General features: G+C 71.4%; 16 protein-coding genes. 1 reads left to right on the top strand and 15 read right to left on the bottom strand.

Features of this window, described 5'->3' with window-relative positions; genetic code table 11:
• Positions 1-215 precede the first annotated feature (215 nt).
• From nusB to ACFU97_RS36065, 13 genes are all read right to left on the bottom strand, one after another.
• Positions 216-653: a transcription antitermination factor NusB gene (nusB, locus tag ACFU97_RS36005; RefSeq protein WP_384264948.1), complete on the bottom strand. Its 438-nt coding sequence runs from the start codon at positions 651-653 to the stop codon at positions 216-218.
• Positions 654-655: 2 nt separating this feature from the next.
• On the bottom strand, positions 656-1,222 hold the full coding sequence (gene efp, locus ACFU97_RS36010; protein WP_033532566.1) for an elongation factor P: 567 nt from the start codon (positions 1,220-1,222) through the stop codon (positions 656-658).
• Positions 1,223-1,274: 52 nt separating this feature from the next.
• Positions 1,275-2,381 carry an aminopeptidase P family protein gene (locus ACFU97_RS36015; protein WP_384264949.1) on the bottom strand — a complete coding sequence of 369 codons (1,107 nt, stop codon included), beginning with the start codon at positions 2,379-2,381 and terminating at the stop codon, positions 1,275-1,277.
• A gap of 74 nt (positions 2,382-2,455) precedes the next feature.
• A complete protein-coding gene (locus ACFU97_RS36020; RefSeq protein WP_384264951.1) occupies positions 2,456-3,313 on the bottom strand; it encodes a Pro-rich N-terminal domain-containing protein in 858 nt (285 codons plus the stop codon).
• 186 nt (positions 3,314-3,499) lie between these two features.
• A complete protein-coding gene (gene aroB, locus ACFU97_RS36025; RefSeq protein WP_384264952.1) occupies positions 3,500-4,591 on the bottom strand; it encodes a 3-dehydroquinate synthase in 1,092 nt (363 codons plus the stop codon).
• Positions 4,588-5,106 (bottom strand): shikimate kinase, encoded by a 519-nt coding sequence (locus ACFU97_RS36030; RefSeq protein WP_384264954.1) that lies wholly within the window; start codon positions 5,104-5,106, stop codon positions 4,588-4,590. Before ACFU97_RS36030 ends, aroB begins: the two co-directional genes overlap by 4 nt.
• Positions 5,103-6,287, bottom strand: coding sequence for a chorismate synthase (gene aroC, locus ACFU97_RS36035; protein ID WP_384264955.1), 1,185 nt, complete (start codon positions 6,285-6,287; stop codon positions 5,103-5,105). The genes ACFU97_RS36030 and aroC overlap by 4 nt, the downstream gene beginning before the upstream one ends.
• Positions 6,288-6,494: 207 nt before the next feature.
• A complete protein-coding gene (locus ACFU97_RS36040) occupies positions 6,495-7,310 on the bottom strand; it encodes a shikimate dehydrogenase (protein ID WP_384264956.1) in 816 nt (271 codons plus the stop codon).
• Complete coding sequence (gene mltG, locus ACFU97_RS36045; RefSeq protein ID WP_384264957.1) at positions 7,310-8,983, bottom strand: endolytic transglycosylase MltG; 1,674 nt, start codon at positions 8,981-8,983, stop codon at positions 7,310-7,312. The genes ACFU97_RS36040 and mltG overlap by 1 nt, the downstream gene beginning before the upstream one ends.
• 122 nt (positions 8,984-9,105) lie before the next feature.
• Entirely contained in the window at positions 9,106-9,570 is a 465-nt protein-coding gene (gene ruvX / locus ACFU97_RS36050) for a Holliday junction resolvase RuvX (RefSeq protein WP_384265062.1), read from the bottom strand.
• A gap of 2 nt (positions 9,571-9,572) precedes the next feature.
• On the bottom strand, positions 9,573-12,245 hold the full coding sequence (gene alaS / locus ACFU97_RS36055; protein WP_384264958.1) for an alanine--tRNA ligase: 2,673 nt from the start codon (positions 12,243-12,245) through the stop codon (positions 9,573-9,575).
• A complete protein-coding gene (locus ACFU97_RS36060) occupies positions 12,245-12,598 on the bottom strand; it encodes a hypothetical protein (RefSeq protein ID WP_384264959.1) in 354 nt (117 codons plus the stop codon). Before ACFU97_RS36060 ends, alaS begins: the two co-directional genes overlap by 1 nt.
• 7 nt (positions 12,599-12,605) lie before the next feature.
• Positions 12,606-13,058 carry a DUF948 domain-containing protein gene (locus ACFU97_RS36065; RefSeq protein WP_384264960.1) on the bottom strand — a complete coding sequence of 151 codons (453 nt, stop codon included), beginning with the start codon at positions 13,056-13,058 and terminating at the stop codon, positions 12,606-12,608.
• Positions 13,059-13,209: 151 nt separating this feature from the next.
• Here ACFU97_RS36065 and ACFU97_RS36070 point away from each other — a divergent pair, with 151 nt between their 5' ends.
• Positions 13,210-15,363, top strand: coding sequence for an ATP-binding protein (locus tag ACFU97_RS36070; protein ID WP_384264961.1), 2,154 nt, complete (start codon positions 13,210-13,212; stop codon positions 15,361-15,363).
• A gap of 24 nt (positions 15,364-15,387) precedes the next feature.
• Here the strand turns inward: ACFU97_RS36070 and rpsD are convergent, their stop codons facing one another.
• Together rpsD and ACFU97_RS36080 are read right to left on the bottom strand one after the other, a co-directional pair.
• Complete coding sequence (rpsD, locus tag ACFU97_RS36075) at positions 15,388-16,002, bottom strand: 30S ribosomal protein S4 (RefSeq protein ID WP_015661793.1); 615 nt, start codon at positions 16,000-16,002, stop codon at positions 15,388-15,390.
• Between the two features lie 301 nt (positions 16,003-16,303).
• Entirely contained in the window at positions 16,304-17,659 is a 1,356-nt protein-coding gene (locus ACFU97_RS36080; RefSeq protein ID WP_384264963.1) for a replication-associated recombination protein A, read from the bottom strand.
• Positions 17,660-17,692 lie beyond the last annotated feature (33 nt).

Below are 17,692 nucleotides of genomic sequence, written 5' to 3' on the forward strand. Positions count from 1 at the left end.
CCACACCATCGTGCCCCACCGGACAGCCCCCAACCCCCCCAAAGAAACACCTCTCCCTGGGGGGCACCCCACCCCTCCTTCCTCCCCCCCCCCCCGGCGGCTTTCTGCGGCCTTCGGAGGTGCCCGGGGCCCCCAGGCGCCTCAGGGCACGGCCCGACACGCCAGGGGGCCCGCAGCGCTCACGCCGCGGGCCCCCTGGCACATGCCTGCCTGTACTACGCCTCGTCCTCCCGGCGCAGCGAGGGCTTCAGCTCCTTGAGCCGGCCCAGCAGACCGTTGACGAACGCGGGCGACTCGTCCGTGGAGAACTCCTTCGCCAGCTGCACCATCTCGTCCAGCACGACGGCGTCCGGCGTCTCGTCGGCCCAGATCAGCTCGTAGGCACCGAGACGCAGCACGTTCCGGTCCACCACCGGCATGCGGTCGAGCGTCCAGCCCACCGAGTACTGGGCGAGCAGCTCGTCGATGCGCTTCGCGTGCTTCGCGTAGCCCTCCACGAGCTGCATCGTGTACTCGCTGACCGGAGGCTGCCGGGTGTCGTCCCGGGACAGCCGGATCCAGTCCGCGAGGACCGTCAGGACGTCGGCGCCGCGCTGGTCGCCCTCGAAGAGGATCTGGAAGGCGCGCTTGCGGGCCGTGTTGCGGGCAGCCACGGTTAGCTGTTCACCCGGCCGAGGTAGTCGCTCGTACGGGTGTCGACCTTGATCTTCTCGCCGGTGGTGATGAAGAGCGGGACCTGGATCTGGTGGCCGGTCTCCAGCGTGGCGGGCTTGGTGCCGCCGGTGGAGCGGTCGCCCTGGACGCCCGGCTCGGTCTCCTGGATGACGAGCTCGACGGCGGCCGGCAGCTCGACGAAGAGCACCTCGCCCTCGTGCTGCGCGACGGTGGCGGTGAAGCCCTCGATCAGGAAGTTGGCGGCGTCGCCGACGGCCTTGCGGTCGACCATCAGCTGGTCGTAGGTCTCCATGTCCATGAAGACGAAGTACTCGCCGTCCATGTACGAGAACTGCATGTCGCGCTTGTCGACAGTGGCCGTCTCGACCTTGACGCCGGCGTTGAACGTCTTGTCGACGACCTTGCCGGAGAGCACGTTCTTGAGCTTGGTGCGCACGAAGGCCGGGCCCTTGCCGGGCTTGACGTGCTGGAACTCGACGACGGACCAGAGCTGGCCGCCTTCGAGCTTGAGCACAAGGCCGTTCTTGAGGTCGTTCGTGGAAGCCACGGTTGCGGAATCTCCTGGACTGACGTGGACGACCCCGGCGCGCGCACCTTGCCTAGAGTGCGAGCAGCTCCTTGGTCGTGATGGTGAGTAGCTCGGGTCCGCCGTCCGCCTCGGGGCGGACGACGAGCGTGTCATCGATCCGGACGCCGCCCCGGCCCGGGAGGTGGACCCCCGGTTCGACGGTGACCGGCACGCAAGCGTCCAGTTTACCCATGGCCGCAGGGGCCAGCTGCGGGTCCTCGTCGATTTCGAGTCCCACGCCGTGCCCCGTCAGGGGCGGCAGCCCTTCGGCGTGCCCCGCGGAGCCCAGCACCTGGCGGGCGGCCCGGTCCACGTCACGGCAGGCCGCCCCGGGCACGAGCGCCTCCCGGCCGGCCCGCTGGGCGGCGAAGACGAGGTCGTAGAGCTCGATCTGCCAGTCCGCGGGAGACGTGCCGATGACGAAGGTGCGGCCGATCTCGCAGCGGTAGCCGCGGTAGTTGGCGCCCAGGCAGACCGAGAGGAAGTCGCCCTCCTCGACGCGGCGGTCGGTGGGCCGGTGGCCGCGGCGGCCGGAGTTCGGGCCGGTGGCCACGGAGGTCGGGAAGGCGGGACCGTCGGCGCCGTGGTCGACGAGGCGCCGCTCCAGTTCCAGCGCGAGATGCCGTTCGGTGCGGCCGACCAGGATGGACTCCAGGAGTTCGCCCAGGGCCTGGTCGGCGATCTCCGCGCCGATGCGCAGACAGGAGATCTCCTCCTCGTCCTTGACGATCCTGAGCTGCTCGACGGAGGCCGCGAGATCGGTGAGGCGCAGCCGCGGGACGACCGAGCGGATGGCGCGGTGCCGCGCCACGGTGAGGTGGTGCTCCTCCACGGCGAGGGTGTCGGCCCGCTGCGCCTCGGCGAGGTCGGCGGCGGCCACGGCGGGATCGCCGGCCGTGCCGGGCAGGGTCTGCGCGCGCAGGGCGTCGTCCGCCCGGCCGTCCGCGGGGCGGTCGTCCGGCGGGCCCGCGCAGAGCAGCACGTCCTCGGTCTTGCCCAGGAGCAGGACGGCGCCGCGCGGGGCCGTGCCCGCGAGGTAACGGACGTTGGCAGGGCGCGAGATCAGCGCGGCCGCGCTGCCGCTCGCCCGGCACTGCTCGCGGAGCCGCCTGCGGCGGCTCTCGTACACCTCTGACATGACTCGAGCGTAGGAGCGGTGGGTGATTTGTGCCGGTTGGGAGGTGCCTCTGGGGGACGGGGGCGCCGGATCGGCTACCAGGCGGGCGGACTCGCGATCGACCGGGCCAGGACGTCGTCGAGGACGCGGGCCGTCGCCGGGACGTCCAGCTGGGAGTTGTCGATGATCGGCAGGCCCGAGCCGTACCACCCCGCCATGCGGCCGTGGATGCGCGCGACCTCCTCGTCGGTGAGGCGGCGGTTGCCGGAACGTTCCGCGTTGCGCTCGAGCACGATCTCCAGGCCGGGCAGCAGCACGACCGGCAGCAGGCCGGGGCCCACATGGCGCTTCCAGCCGCCGAGGCCGACGACGGGGCGGTCGGGGAAGACCGCGTCGTCGAGGATGCAGGAGATGCCGTTGGCCAGGAAGTTGCGGGCCGCGAAGCCGCAGGTGCGGCGGGCGAGGCGGTACTGCGCCTCCGAGTGGTCGTTCCACCCCGACTGCGGGTCGGCGAAGCCCGAGCGGACCCATTCGCGCACGTCGTCGAGGCTGATGTGGGCGGTGGGGACGCGGCGGTGCTCCGCCCAGTACTTCGCGACGCTGGTCTTGCCGGCGCCCGCGGGGCCGATGAGCAGCACCGCGAGGGTCGTGCCCGCCAGGTCCGGCGCGCTCGGGGCCTGCGGCGCGCTGGGCATGGCGACCGGGCCACCGGGCGGCAGCGGGACATGGCCGGTGGTGTCCGGCGGCGGGGCGGGGACGTGCTGCGGCGGGGCCGGCGCCACGGGCGCCTGCGGATGGCCCGGGGCCGGAGGCGGCGGGGGCACTGGGGGCGGGCCCTGGTGCGGGTCCGCCTGATGCGGACCCGGGTGGTGCGCGGCCGGCGACCAGCCGGCGGCCGGTCCGTGCCCCGGCTGATGGGGCGGCGGCAGCGGAGAACCCACTGCGTGCTGCATCCGGTGCCACTCCGTCTCGTTCTCAATGGGCTCGGTGTCGCCGCGGGCGATCGGCGCCGGCAGCGAGGCCGAGTCCCGCTCGCTACCGAACGGTACCTTCCCCGGCCGCCGTTTGGTGAACGGCCGGGGAAGGCTCGAAGTGCCCAGTCACGCAAGGCAAATCGGACGGATGACGCTCGGGCGGACTTACTCCCCCACCTCGCCGTACGCGGCGAGCAGCACGGCGGGGTCGGGACCCTCCAGAACGGTCGGCTTGGCCAGGCCGTCCAGGACGATGAACCGCAGCAGGTCGCCGCGGGACTTCTTGTCGACCTTCATCGTCTCCAGCAGCTTGGGCCACTGGTCGTGGCGGTAGTGCAGCGGCAGTCCGACCGACTCCAGGACCGTGCGGTGCCGGTCGGCCGTGGCGTCGTCCAACCGGCCCGCCAGACGGCCGAGTTCGGCAGCGAAGTGCATGCCGACCGCGACCGCGGCGCCGTGCCGCCACTTGTAGCGCTCGTTCTTCTCGATCGCGTGGCCCAGCGTGTGGCCGTAGTTGAGGATCTCCCGCAGACCGGCCTCCTTCAGGTCGGAGGAGACGACCTCGGCCTTGACCCGGATCGAGCGCTCGATGAGCTCGGCGGTGTGCGGGCCGGCCGGTGTGCGCGCCGCCTGCGGGTCCGCCTCGATCAGCTCCAGGATCACCGGGTCGGCGATGAAGCCGGCCTTGATGATCTCGGCGAGCCCGGAGACGTAGTCGTTGACCGGGAGGGAGTCCAGCGCGGCCAGGTCGCACAGCACGCCGGCGGGCGGGTGGAAGGCGCCCACCAGGTTCTTGCCCTCGGCGGTGTTGATGCCGGTCTTGCCGCCGACCGCGGCGTCCACCATCGCGAGGACCGTGGTCGGGATGGCGATCCAGCGCACCCCGCGCAGCCAGGTCGCCGCGACGAACCCGGCGAGGTCGGTGGTGGCGCCGCCGCCCACGCCCACGATCACGTCGGAGCGGGTGAAGCCGGACTGGCCGAGCGCCTTCCAGCAGTAGGCGGCGACCTCGGCGGTCTTGGCCTCCTCCGCGTTGGGCACCTGGATGGCCACGGCCTCGAAGCCCTGCCCGGCGAGATCGGCGCGCAGGGCGTCGCCGGTCTCGGCCAGCGCCTCGGGGTGGATCACCGCGACGCGCTTGGCCCGCTCCCCCACCAACGTGGCCAGCTCGCCCAGGAGCTGACGGCCCACCAGGACCTCGTACGGGTCGCTGCCCGCGCTCCCGCCGACCTGGATCCGGGTGACTGCCTCGCTCATGCTTCCTTCAACTCCAGTGCGTCCAGGGCGACTTGGGCGACCTCTTCAGGGGTGCGGCCGTCGGTGGCCACGACCGCCGTGGCGACCTGCTCGTACAGCGAGCGCCGGGCCTCCATCAGCTCGCGCCACTGCTTGCGCGGGTTGACCGCGAGCAGCGGGCGGGCGGTGTTCAGGCCGGTGCGCTTGACCGCCTCCTCGACGTCCATCGAGAGGTAGACGACGCGCTGCCCGGCCAGCAGGGCCCGGGTGTCCGCGTCCAGGATCGCGCCGCCGCCGAGCGCCAGCACGCCGTCGTGCCCGGCCAGCGCCCGGTGCACCGCCTGCTTCTCGATCGCGCGGAAGGTCTCCTCGCCCTCGTCGACGAAGATCTCCGCGATCGAGCGGCCCTGCTCGGCCACGATGTCGTCGTCGGTGTCGCGGTAGCCGACCGAGAGCCGCCCGGCCAGCAGCTGCCCCACCGTCGACTTGCCCACGCCCATCGGGCCCACCAGCACCACCACCGGCGCCGCGCTCACCGGATGGCCAGGTTCTCGAGGTAGGAACGCACGTTGCGGCGGGTCTCGGTGACGTTGTCACCGCCGAACTTCTCCGCCACCGCGTCCGCCAGCACCAGCGCCACCATGGCCTCGGCGACGATGCCGGCGGCCGGCACCGCGGACACGTCCGAGCGCTGGTGGTGCGCCTGCGTCGCCTCGCCGGTGGCCACGTCCACCGTCTGCAGCGCCCGCGGCACGGTCGCGATCGGCTTCATCGCCGCCCGCACCCGCAACAGCTCACCCGTGCTCAGACCGCCCTCGGTACCCCCGGAGCGGCCCGACACCCGCCGGATGCCCTCCGGCGTGTTCACGATCTCGTCGTGCGCCTTCGAGCCCGGCACCCGCGCCAGCTCGAACCCGTCGCCGATCTCCACACCCTTGATCGCCTGGATGCCCATCAGCGCGCCCGCCAGCCGGGCGTCCAGCTTGCGGTCCCAGTGCACGTGCGAGCCCAGGCCCACCGGCACGTCGTAGGCGAGCACCTCGACCACACCGCCGAGGGTGTCGCCGTCCTTGTGGGCCTGGTCGACCTCCGCCACCATCGCCTTCGACGCGTCCGCGTCCAGGCAGCGCAGCGGATCCGCGTCCAGCCGCTCCACGTCCGCCGGCGTCGGGTACACGCCCTGCGGCGCCTTCACCGAGCACAGCTCCACGACATGGCTGACGATCTCGATGCCGGCCGTCTCCTTCAGGTACGACCGCGCCACCGCGCCCAGCGCGACCCGGGCCGCCGTCTCCCGCGCGGAGGCCCGCTCCAGGATCGGCCGCGCCTCGTCGAAGCCGTACTTCTGCATGCCCGCCAGGTCCGCGTGACCGGGACGCGGACGGGTCAGCGGCGCGTTGCGGGCCAGCCCGGCGAGGATCTCCGCGTCGACCGGGTCGGCCGCCATGACCTGTTCCCACTTCGGCCACTCGGTGTTGCCCACCATGATCGCCACCGGGGAACCCAGCGTCAGACCGTGCCGCACACCACCCAGGAAGGTGACCTCGTCCCGCTCGAACTTCATCCGCGCACCGCGTCCATAACCGAGCCGGCGCCGGGCCAGGTGGTCCGCCACCATCTCCGTCGTGATCGGCACGCCGGCCGGAAGGCCCTCCAGCGTCGCCACGAGTGCGGGACCGTGGGACTCCCCCGCGGTCAGCCAGCGCAACCTGCTCAACGGTGCTCCTCAGTGCTCGCGCCCCGGTACTGCCCTGCGTACGCGCTTCCTCGCGTACGGCGACGGCGTGACCAGGTGCGCGGCTCCGGCCCGCCACCTCCGATCCTCCCACGTCCGCGGGGCACGGTTGCCCGCGGTCCGGCAGACGGACAGGGGCGGCACGAGGGGGATCCGCGCCGGACGCCGGCGAGGGTGGGGGCGGACCGGTCAGCGGGACTGCGCGGCCTCGCGCATCGCGGCCAGCGGCGAGCGCGGATCGCCGGTGAACCGGCGGAACTGGAAGACGGCCTGGTGCACCAGCAGGTCGAGGCCGCTGAGCACCTGTCCGCCGCGCGCCTCCCAGGCCGCGGCGAGCGGCGTGGGCCACGGTTCGTAGAGGACGTCGAAGAGGGTGCCGACCTGTGCGGGCAGCCGCTCGGCCAGCGCGTCGGTGCCGCCGGCGGGCGTCGTGGAGATCACCAGGGGTGCCTCGAAGGCGTGTTCCGCGTCGGCCCAGTCGGCCGGGCGGACCTGGACGCCGAGCCGCTCGCCCCACTGCCGCATCTCGTCCGCGCGCCGCTCGCTGCGGACGTACACGGCGACCTCACCGGTGCAGATGCGGGCGAGCGCCGCGAGCGCGGAGGAGGCGGTGGCCCCGGCCCCGAGGATCGCCGCCGACTCGGTCTTCTCCACGCCGCGCTCGTGCAGCGCGGCCACCAGTCCGGGGATGTCGGTGTTGTCGCCGACCCGGCGCCCGTCGGGCCCGAACACCACGGTGTTGACGGCCTCGACCGACGCCGCCGTGTCGCTGATCTCGTCGAGCAGCGGTATCACGGCCCGCTTGAGCGGCATCGTCAGGGACAGCCCCGCCCACTCGGGACCGAGCGTCTCGAAGAACCCGGGCAGCGCCGCCTCGTCGATCTCGAACCTGTCGTACGACCAGCCCTCCAGGCCGAGCGCTCGGTATCCCGCGGTGTGCAGCCGCGGGGACAGGGAGTGGGCGATGGGCGAGCCGAGCACGGCCGCCCGCCGGGTCGTCGTCATCAGTTCTTGTTCCTCGACGCATTGAATTCGTCGACCAGCTTGTTGTGCTCCGCGAGCGTCTTGGTGAACTTGCTGGTCTTGCCGTCCAACGAGATGAAGTAGTACCAGCCGTCGTGCGTGGGGTCGAGCGAACCCTTGATCGCCTCGGCGCCGGGGTTGTCGATGGGGCCGGGCGGCAGGCCCTTGATGTAGTACGTGTTGTACGGGTTGTTGTACTTGCGCAGCTCGGCGATGCTCAGGTCGATCTTGCTCTGGTTCTTCACGTAGTTGTACGTGGAGTCGAACTCGAGCGAGCCGTAGGTCTCGGGGTTGCCGGGCTTGAGGCGGTTGTAGACGACCTCGGCCATCTTGCGGAAGTCGTCGTGGCTCGTGCCCTCGGCCTGCACCAGGCTGGCCACGGTGAGCAGCTGCCAGGGGCCGGAGAGTCCGAGGCTCTTCGCCTTCTTCTCCAGGCCGAGCTCCTCGTAGGTGTCGTTCGCCCGGGAGACCATGTCCTTCAGGACGGCCTCCGGCTTCTGCCCCTTGGAGACCGCGTAGCTGGAGGGGTAGAGGAATCCTTCCAGCGGGTCCTTGAGGTTCGGGTGGTTCAGCGCCCAGGCGGGCAGGCCGAGCTTCTTGTAGTCCTGTTTGGCGATCTTCGCCGTGGTGCCCTCGGTGACTCCGAGGCGCTTGTCGATCAGCGTGTAGACCGCGGTGTTGCGCATGCCCTCGGCGATGATCAGGTTGCTGCGGCTCTTCGGACTGAGCATCAGTTCGACCGCACTCGCGGCCGACATCTGCTTCTGCAGCGTGTAGACGCCGTCCTGGATCGTCTTGCCCTTGGGGTTCGACTGCTGCGCGGAGACGAAGGCGTCGACGGACTCGACGACGCCCGCCTCCTTGAGCTTCTGGCCGATCACATAGCCGCCGGCGCCCTTGGGGATGACGACGGTGACCTGCTGGCCGTTGCCCTCTCCCGCGTAGTCCGGGGACGGGCCGAAACGATCCTGGTAGAAGTGGTAGCCGAAGTAGCCGACGCCGGCGACGCCGCCCGCGAAGATCGCCACCAGGACGAGGCAGGCGCATCCGCTGCGGCGCTTCTTCGGTTTCCTGCCGCCGCGGCCCTTGCGGCCGCCCGGTGTGTCGTCGTCCTCGTCGTCATCGTCGCCGCCGGCGAAGAAGGCGTGTTCGCCCTGGTCGGGGCCGGGGTCCCAATCGGTCTGCGGCTGGGGCTCGGCCTGCCTGCGGGCCGGTGGCTCGGGCGGCGGATAGGCGTCGGGCGTGCCGTACTGGTCGGGCTGCTCGCCGCCGTAGGAGGCGGCCTGCGGGCCGTACGGGTCCGAGGGATCGGTGTACTGGACGTGCGTGCCGGTGCCCCAGCTGCCCTGGTCGTAGGTCTGCTGACCTTGGTACTGCTGCTGGCCCTGGTGGTACTGCTGCTGGCCGTGACCTGCGTAGTACTGCTGGTCGTAGCCCTGGTACTGCTGCTGGTCCTGGCCGTAGGCGGACTGGCCGCCCTGGCTCCAGTCGCCGTAGTGCTGCTGCTGCGGCTGCTCAGGGTAGTGCTGCGGCTGGCCGCCGTAGGAGGACTGCTCGCCCGTCTGGGCCTGCTGTCCTCCCCATCCGTCGTTCCCGTAGAGCGGGTCCTCCGGATTCCACGGTTCGGAGCCTTGGCCCCGGCCATACTCAGTCATCGATCCCCTAGAGCCGCGAGGCGGCGGTTACGCGGCTTTTGGCCGGGTATCCGTCCCGCCTCTTGCTGTGCACCCGCTGTTCGAACAGCGGCGCAATCGCGCGGAACGTTACCGTATCGCGATCAGATGACCACTTCGACGCCCTCGCCGGGTGCTTTACCTGACACCCGTTCGGATTCGAGCGCCTGCTGGAGGATGATCACAGCGGCTGCCTGGTCGATGACCGAGCGGCCCTTCCTGGATTTCACGCCCGAGGCCCGCAGCCCCTGGCTCGCCGTCACCGTCGTCATCCGCTCGTCGACGAGGCGCACCGGGATCGGGGCGATGCCCTTGGCGAGCTCCTGGGCGAAGCCGCGGACCTTCACCGCGGCCGGGCCCTCGCCCCCCTTGAGGGAGCGGGGCAGTCCGACGACGACCTCGATCGGCTCGTACTCCTCGACCAGCTGCCTCAGCCGCCGGTGGGCCGCGGGGATGTCCCGTCCGGGGACCGTCTCCACCGGGGTGGCGAGGATCCCGTCGGGGTCGCACGAGGCGACCCCGATCCTGGCGTCCCCGACGTCGACCGCGAGCCGGCGGCCTCTGCGCATCGTCACTTCGCGGTGTCCGCCACGAGACGCTCGACGGCGTCGACGGCCTCGCCGATCGCGGCCGGGTTCTGGCCGCCGCCCTGGGCGACGTCCGGCTTGCCGCCACCGCCGCCGCCGAGGGTCTTGGCCGCCGTACGGACCAGGTCGCCGGCCTTCAGGCCGCGCTCACGGGCGGCGTCGTTGGTGGCGATGACCGTCAGCGGCTTGCCGTTGTTGACCGTGAACAGGGCGACCACGGCGGCCCGTCCGCCCTGGATGCGGCCGCGCACGTCGAGGACCAGCTTGCGCAGGTCGTCGGGGGTGGTGCCGTCCGGGACCTGGCCGGTGACGACGGCGATGCCGCGGACGTCCTTGGCCGACTCGGCGAGACCGGCGGCGGCCTGCAGCACCTTCTCGGCGCGGAACTTCTCGATCTCCTTCTCGGCGTCCTTGAGCTTGGCGAGCATCGAGGCGACCTTCTCGGGCAGCTCCTCCGAGCGGCCCTTGAGCAGCTCGGTCAGCTGGTTGACGACCGTGTGCTCGCGGGCGAGGAAGTTGTAGGCGTCCACGCCGACGAGGGCCTCGATACGGCGGACACCCGAGCCGATGGAGGACTCGCCGAGCAGCTTGACCAGGCCGAGCTGGGAGGTGTTGTGCACGTGCGTGCCGCCGCACAGCTCCTTGGAGAAGTCGCCGATGGTCACGACGCGCACGCGCTCGCCGTACTTCTCGCCGAACTCGGCGATGGCGCCCTGCTTCTTCGCCTCGTCGATGCCCATGACGTCCGCGCGGACGTCGAGGTCGCGGGCGAGCACCTCGTTGATCTTCTGCTCGACGTCGCTCATCACGGCCGTGGGAACGGCGGACGGCGAGCCGAAGTCGAAGCGGAAACGGCCGGGCTGGTTCTCGGAACCGGCCTGGGCGGCCGTCGGGCCGAGGGCGTCGCGCAGCGCCTGGTGGGTGAGGTGCGTGGCCGAGTGCGCACGGGCGATGGCCGTACGGCGGCGGCCGTCGATGGAGGCGTGCACCTTGGCGCCGACGGTGATCTCGCCGACCTGGACGACGCCCTTGTGGACGTAGACGCCCGGGACCGGCTTCTGGCAGTCGCGGATCTCGATGACGGCACCGGAGTCGGCCTTGATCCGGCCGGTGTCGCCGATCTGGCCGCCGCCCTCGGCGTAGAAGGGGGTGCGGTCGAGGACGATCTCGACCTCGTCGCCCTCGGTGGCGGCCGGGGAGGAGGCGCCGTCGACCAGGATGCCGACGACGGTGGACTCGCCCTCGGTCTCGCTGTAGCCGATGAAGTCGGTCTCGCCGACCTTGTCGGCGATCTCCCGGTAGGCGCCGGCGCCGGCGTGGCCGGTCTTCTTGGCCTGGGCGTCGGCCTTGGCGCGCTCCCGCTGCTCCTTCATCAGGCGGCGGAAGCCGTCCTCGTCCACCGACAGGCCCTGCTCGGCGGCCATCTCGAGGGTGAGGTCGATCGGAAAGCCCCAGGTGTCGTGGAGCAGGAACGCCTTGTCGCCGGCCAGGACCGAGGAGCCCGCGGCCTTGGTCTCGGTGACGGCGGTGTCGAGGATGTTGGTGCCGGCCTTCAGCGTCTTGAGGAAGGCGTTCTCCTCGGCGACGGCGACCTTCTCGATGCGCTCGCGGTCGGTGACCAGCTCGGGGTACTGCTGGCCCATCATGCCGATCACGGTGTCGATGAGGTCCAGGACGACCGGGCCGGTGGCGCCGAGCAGGCGCATGTTGCGGATGGCGCGGCGCATGATGCGGCGCAGCACGTAGCCGCGGCCCTCGTTGCCGGGGGTGACGCCGTCACCGATGAGCATCACGGACGTGCGCATGTGGTCGGTGACCACGCGCAGGGAGACGTCCGAGGCGTGGGCGGCGCCGTAGTGGACGCCGGTCAGCTCGGTGGCCTTCTTGATGACGGCCATGGAGGTGTCGATCTCGTACATGTTCTGCACGCCCTGCAGAATCATGGCGAGGCGCTCCAGGCCGAGGCCCGTGTCGATGTTCTTGCTGGGCAGTTCGCCGAGGATCTCGAAGTTGTCCTTGCCGATGCCCTCGCCCCGCTCGTACTGCATGAAGACGAGGTTCCAGATCTCCACGTACCGCTCGTCGTTGACGGCGGGGCCGCCCTCGGCGCCGAACTCGGGGCCGCGGTCGTAGTTGATCTCGGAGCAGGGGCCGCAGGGGCCGGGCACGCCCATGGACCAGTAGTTGTCCTTCATGCCGAGGCGCTGGATGCGCTCCTTGGGCACACCGACGACCTCGTGCCAGATGCGCTCGGCCTCGTCGTCGTCCTTGTAGACGGTGATCCAGAGCTTCTCCGGCTCCAGGCCGTAACCACCCTTGTCCTGGGGGCTGGTGAGCAGCTCCCAGGCGTAGGTGATGGCACCTTCCTTGAAGTAGTCGCCGAAGGAGAAGTTGCCGCACATCTGGAAGAACGTGCCGTGGCGGGTGGTCTTGCCGACCTCTTCGATGTCCGGCGTGCGCACGCACTTCTGCACGCTGGTGGCGCGGTCGAAGGGCGGCTTGACCTCACCCAGGAAGTAGGGCTTGAAGGGCACCATGCCGGCCGGGACGAGGAGCAGAGTCGGGTCGTCCGCGATGAGCGACGCCGAAGGGACGACGGTGTGCCCGCGCTCCTCGAAGAAGCTCAGCCAGCGGCGGCGAATCTCGGCCGACTCCATCAGTGGTCCTCATTCCGGTTGTACGAGTACGTCTGGTACGTCGAACCCTCGACGTACTTCGGTGTGCTGCGGTTCTCGATGGCGGTGTACCGCCGGGGCGCGGGGAGTTCGGGGGCCGCGTTGATGCCGAGGGCCTCGCCCAGCTCCTCCTCGCGCTGCGCCATGTTGTCGCGCACGTCCAGCGCGAAGCCGACCGCCCGGTCCTTGATCCGGTGGCCGGCGTCGATCGCCTTGTTGGCGGCGGCCACGGCGAGGTTCTCGGGCGTCAGCTGCTTGAGCTTGCGGTTGACCTTGGTGGTGGCCCACACACCAGCGGCGACGCCGGTGCTGAACCAGAAGGTGCGGCGGAACATCGGTCGCTCAGTCCCTCTTTCCCCTGTTCCGCCTCTCCCGCCGTGCGGCCGGGACGGTGCGGCCAATGATCACGGTCTCCCTCGACGTCCGGGCGGGCGCGTCGTCCTTGCGGGCGCCGAGGGCGCGGCGGACGCCGTAGCCGAAGGCCGCGACCTTGACCAGCGGGCCGCCGAAGGTGGAGGCGACGGTGGTGGACAGCGCCGACGCGTTCGACGTGACCTCCTGGACGTCGGTGGCGATGGCGTCGACCCGGTCGATCTGGGTCTGCGCCGAGCGCACCGCCGCGGACGCGTCGGACAGCAGCGGCACGGCCTGGTCGGTCACCTCCGCCACCAGCTTGGTGGTCGCCCTGAGCGTCTGGGCCAGCCTCGCCAGCGCTACGGCGAGGAAGGAGACCAGGATCGCCCAGAAGACGGCCACCAGGATCCCGGCCACCTCTCCACCGGACACCTCTCGCACCCGCTCCCTGAAACGTGCCTGAACATCGAAAAGCAATGGACCGAGCCTATCGCGCCGGGCGCGGAGCTCCGCACCGGATTACCGTCGCGCGCTGCGGGGTTGCGCGAAGCGATTGTACGGAGTGAATACGGTTCAGTACGCTCCGTATTCCATGCGGGACCATCAACGGGGCGACGGACTCATGGACGGCAATGTACCGCTGGAGCTCAACGCGTTCGTCGGACGCTCGGCCGAACTCGCCGCACTGGCGCGGTCGCTCGGCTCCGCACGCCTGGTCACGGTGACCGGGGCGGGCGGTGTCGGCAAGTCACGGCTCGCGGCGCGGGTGGCCGCGCGATGCGCGCCCCGCGACGGCGTGTGGCGGGTGGAGCTGGCGCCGGTGCGCGACCCGGCGTTCGTCGACTACGCCCTGGTGGAGGCGCTGGGGCTGACGGACCACACCACCCGGCCGCCGCGCGAGACGCTGCTGGCGCACCTCGCCGAGCGTCAACTGCTGCTCGTTCTGGACGGTTTCGAGCATCTGGTCTCGGCCTGCGCCGAGCTGGTGGGCGAGTTGCTGCGCAAGGTGCGCGGGCTCAGGGTGCTCGCGGTGGGGCGCAGACCGCTGGCCGTGGCCGGTGAGCGGGTGTTCCCGCTGACACCGCTGGACGAGGACGAGGCGGTGGAGCTGCTGCTGAACCGCGCGGCGGAGCAGGGCTCCGCCGCGGCGGACGGCCCCGAACTCCGCGAGGTGTGCCGGCGCCTGGACGGGATCCCGCTCGCGGTGGAACTGGCCGCGGGACGGCTGCGGGCCCTCTCCCCCCGGCAGCTGCTGGACCGGCTGGACGACCGCTTCCGCCTGCTGACCTGCGGTGGGCGGGACGCGCTGCCCCGCCACCAGACGCTGCGCCTGGCCATCGGCTGGAGCCATGAACTGTGCGCGCCCCGCGAGCGGTTGCTGTGGTCGCGGCTGTCGGTGTTCGCCGGGCAGTTCGACCTGGAGGCCGTCGAGTACGTGTGCAGCGGGCAGGGCCTGAAGGCCGACGACGTCCTGGACGTGCTCACCGAACTGCTCGCGCAGTCGGTGGTCGCCCGCGAGGAGACGCCGGCGGGCACGCGCTACCGGATGCTGGACACGGTGCGCGCGTACGGCGCCGAGTGGCTGGAGGCGACGGGCGACGCGGCCCGGCTGCGGCGGCGGCACCGCGACTGGTACCTCGGGCTCGCGACCTGGTGCGAGCTGGACTGGTTCTCACCGCGCCAGACCGAGGTGGCCGCACGCGTGGAGGCGGAGCTGCCGAATCTGCGCAGCGCTCTGGAGCACTGCCTGGACGAGCCGGACGACGCGCATCTCGGGCAGTACCTGGCGGGCTCGCTGTGGTTCTACTGGGCGGGCTGCGGGCGTCTTTCGGAGGGCCGGCACTGGCTGGAGCAGGCGGTGCGGCTGGACACCGGGCACGAGCAGTCCCGGCTGAAGGCGCTGTGGGTGCTCGGCTACGTGGCGATCCTCCAGGGCGACACCGTGCCCGCGCTGGCCGCGCTGCAGGAGTGCCGCGAGGAGGCGGAGCGCGTCGACGACCGGACCGCGGCGGCGTACGCGGAGCACCGCGCCGGATGCCTGGCCCTGGTCAGCGACGACATGGAGCGCGCCGAGAGGCTGCTGCACTCGGCACTCGAGCGCTACCAGGAGATCGGCGAGCTCAACAGCAACGTGCTGATGGCCCAGGTCGAACTGGCGATGACACGCGCGTTCCAGGGCGACCTGCCGGACGCGGTGCGCCTGTGCGAGGACGTGCGGCGGGTCTGCGAGGACCACGGCGAGCGGTGGACCCGCGGCTATGCGCTGTACGTCCTGGCGTACGCGGCCTGGGCCGACGGCGACCTCCCTCGGGCGCGCGCCCTGCTGACCGAGTGCCTCACCGGCGCCCACGCCTTCCACGACCTGCTCGGCTCGGTGCTGGCGGTGGAGCTGCTGGCCCTGGTGACCGTGGCGCAGGGGGACGCGGCAGAGGCCGCGGTGCTGCAGGGAGCGGCGTCGCGGATGTGGCGGTCGGTGGGCCTGCCGCTGTTCGGCTCGGCCTACTACGACGCTCCGCACGAGCTGTGCGAGGCGACGGCCCGGGAGCGGCTGGGCGACGAGCGGTACACCGAGTGCGTGGCCGAGGGGGCGCGGCTGGTGCGGGAGGCGGCGGTGTCCCGGGCGCTGGAGCCGACGCTGGACGCCGTACCGTCGCCGCGCGGCCAGGTCCGGCATGCGACGGCGGGCCGCACCATGCACGAACCCGCCGCCTCCCGCGCCCGGAAGGGCGGGGAGACGGCGGGCTGAGGTGGTGCTACCGCCTGCCGGTGATCAGCGGGCGTAGTACTCGACGACGAGCTGCTCGTCGCAGATCACCGGGATCTCCTTGCGGTTCGGCTCGCGGTCCAGGCGGAACGCCAGGGCCTTGAGGTTCACCTGGAGGTAGCGCGGGGTCTCGCCCTCGGGGGCGAAGCCGCCCTCACGGGCGATGGAGAAGAGGGTCTTCTCACGGCTGCGCTCGCGGACCATCACGACGTCGTCGGGACGGACGCGGAAGGAGGGCTTGTCGACCTTCTGGCCGTTGACCTCGATGTGGCCGTGCACGACCATCTGACGGGCCTGGTAGATGGTGCGGGCGATGCCCGAACGCAGGACCAGGGCGTCGAGACGGCGCTCGAGCTCGATGATCAGGGCCTCACCGGTCTTGCCCTGGACCTTGGAGGCACGCTCGTAGGCGCGGACGAGCTGGCGCTCGGACACGTCGTACTGCGCGCGCAGACGCTGCTTCTCGAGCAGACGGACCTTGTAGTCCGAGTTCTGCTTGCGGCCGCGGCCGTGCTCACCCGGCGGGTAGGGACGGGCCTCGAAGTACTTGACGGCCTTCGGGGTCAGCGCGATGCCGAGGGCACGCGACTTCTTGACCTTGGGGCGGGACTGGTTCGCCACTGTCTTTAGTCTCTTCTCTCAGATTCTTCGGCTCGTCAGGGTTGAGGGAGGTCGCAATCCGCAGCCGGGGAATCCCGCCTCGCCCTGGTGGACGGGGTGGGCAGCCGCTCCCCTGGTCTGGGCACATACGTGCAGCACGCGAACGGCCCACCGGCCTCTCCCGTCGTGCGACGGGTGGTGGTGGGCTGCCCGCGACACCGTTCGACGGTGCGCGACGCTCCTGGAACCCGCTGGGGGTTCCGGCCGGATGTCCCGCTCTGACAGCGCGGGACTCGGCACTTCGGCGAAGTCTACAGGGTCCTCAGGACCGCCTGCGACCGAGGTGCTTCCTGGTCCACTCGACCGCGTCCGCGTACCGCGCCTCGGCGCCGTGCCGGGTCGGGGTGTAGTACTCGCGGTCCTTGATGGTGTCCGGGGCGTACTGCTGCTCGGCGATGCCCTCGGCCAGGTCGTGCGGGTACACGTACCCCTGCGCGTGACCGAGCTTGGCGGCGCCCTTGTAGTGGCCGTCGCGCAGATGCGGCGGCACGGCGCCGGCCAGTCCCTTGCGTACGTCGTCCAGGGCGGCGCCGATCGCCGTCGTCGCGGAGTTGGACTTGGGGGCCAGGGCGAGGGCGATGGTGGCGTGGCTGAGGGTGAGGGCCGCCTCGGGGAAGCCGATCATGGCGACGGCCTGGGCGGCGGCGACGGCGATCGGCAGGGCGTTCGGATCGGCGAGGCCGATGTCCTCGCTCGCCGAGATCATCAGGCGGCGGGCGATGAAGCGGGGGTCCTCGCCGGCCTCGATCATCCGGGCCAGGTAGTGCAGCGCGGCGTCGACGTCCGAGCCGCGGATGGACTTGATGAGGGCGCTGGCGACGTCGTAGTGCTGGTCGCCGTCACGGTCGTACTTCACCGCCGCCCGGTCGACCGTCTCCTCCAGCGTCGTCAGGGAGATCTCCGGCTCGCCCTTGTCGAGGGCGGCTCCGGCCGCGGCCTCCAGGGCGGTCAGCGCGCGGCGGGCGTCGCCGCCGGCGATGCGCAGGAGGTGGTCCTCCGTGTCGTCCGGGAGGGCGACCGCGTCCTTCAGGCCCCGCTCGTCGGCGAGTGCCCGCTTGAGCAGTCCGCGGACGTCGTCGTCCGTGAGGGGTTCGAGGGTGAGCAGCAGGGAGCGGGAGAGCAGCGGGGAGATCACCGAGAAGTACGGGTTCTCCGTCGTCGCCGCGATGAGCGTCACCCAGCGGTTCTCGACCGCGGGCAGCAGGGAGTCCTGCTGGGCCTTGCTGAAGCGGTGGATCTCGTCGAGGAAGAGGACGGTCTCCTGGCCGTACCCACCGGTGGCACGGCGGGCGCCGTCGATGACCGCGCGGACCTCCTTCACGCCCGCGGTGATCGCCGACAGCTCGACGAAGCGCTTGTTGGTGGCCTTCGAGACCACGTACGCCAGGGTCGTCTTGCCGGTGCCGGGCGGGCCCCAGAGGATCACCGAGGACGGTCCGGCGGGGCCGCCCGCGCCCTCGCCGACCAGTCGGCGCAGGGGCGAGCCGGGCTTCAGCAGGTGCTGCTGGCCCACCACCTCGTCGAGGGTGCGCGGGCGCATCCGCACGGCCAGGGGGCTCCCTGCCGGGTCCTTCTCCTGGCGTTCTTCTGCGGCTGCGGTGAACAGGTCGGGCTCCACGTCCCAAACCCTAAATCACCGCACCGACAATCC

Source organism: Streptomyces sp. NPDC057616, assembly GCF_042800575.1.
Lineage (GTDB): Bacteria > Actinomycetota > Actinomycetes > Streptomycetales > Streptomycetaceae > Streptomyces.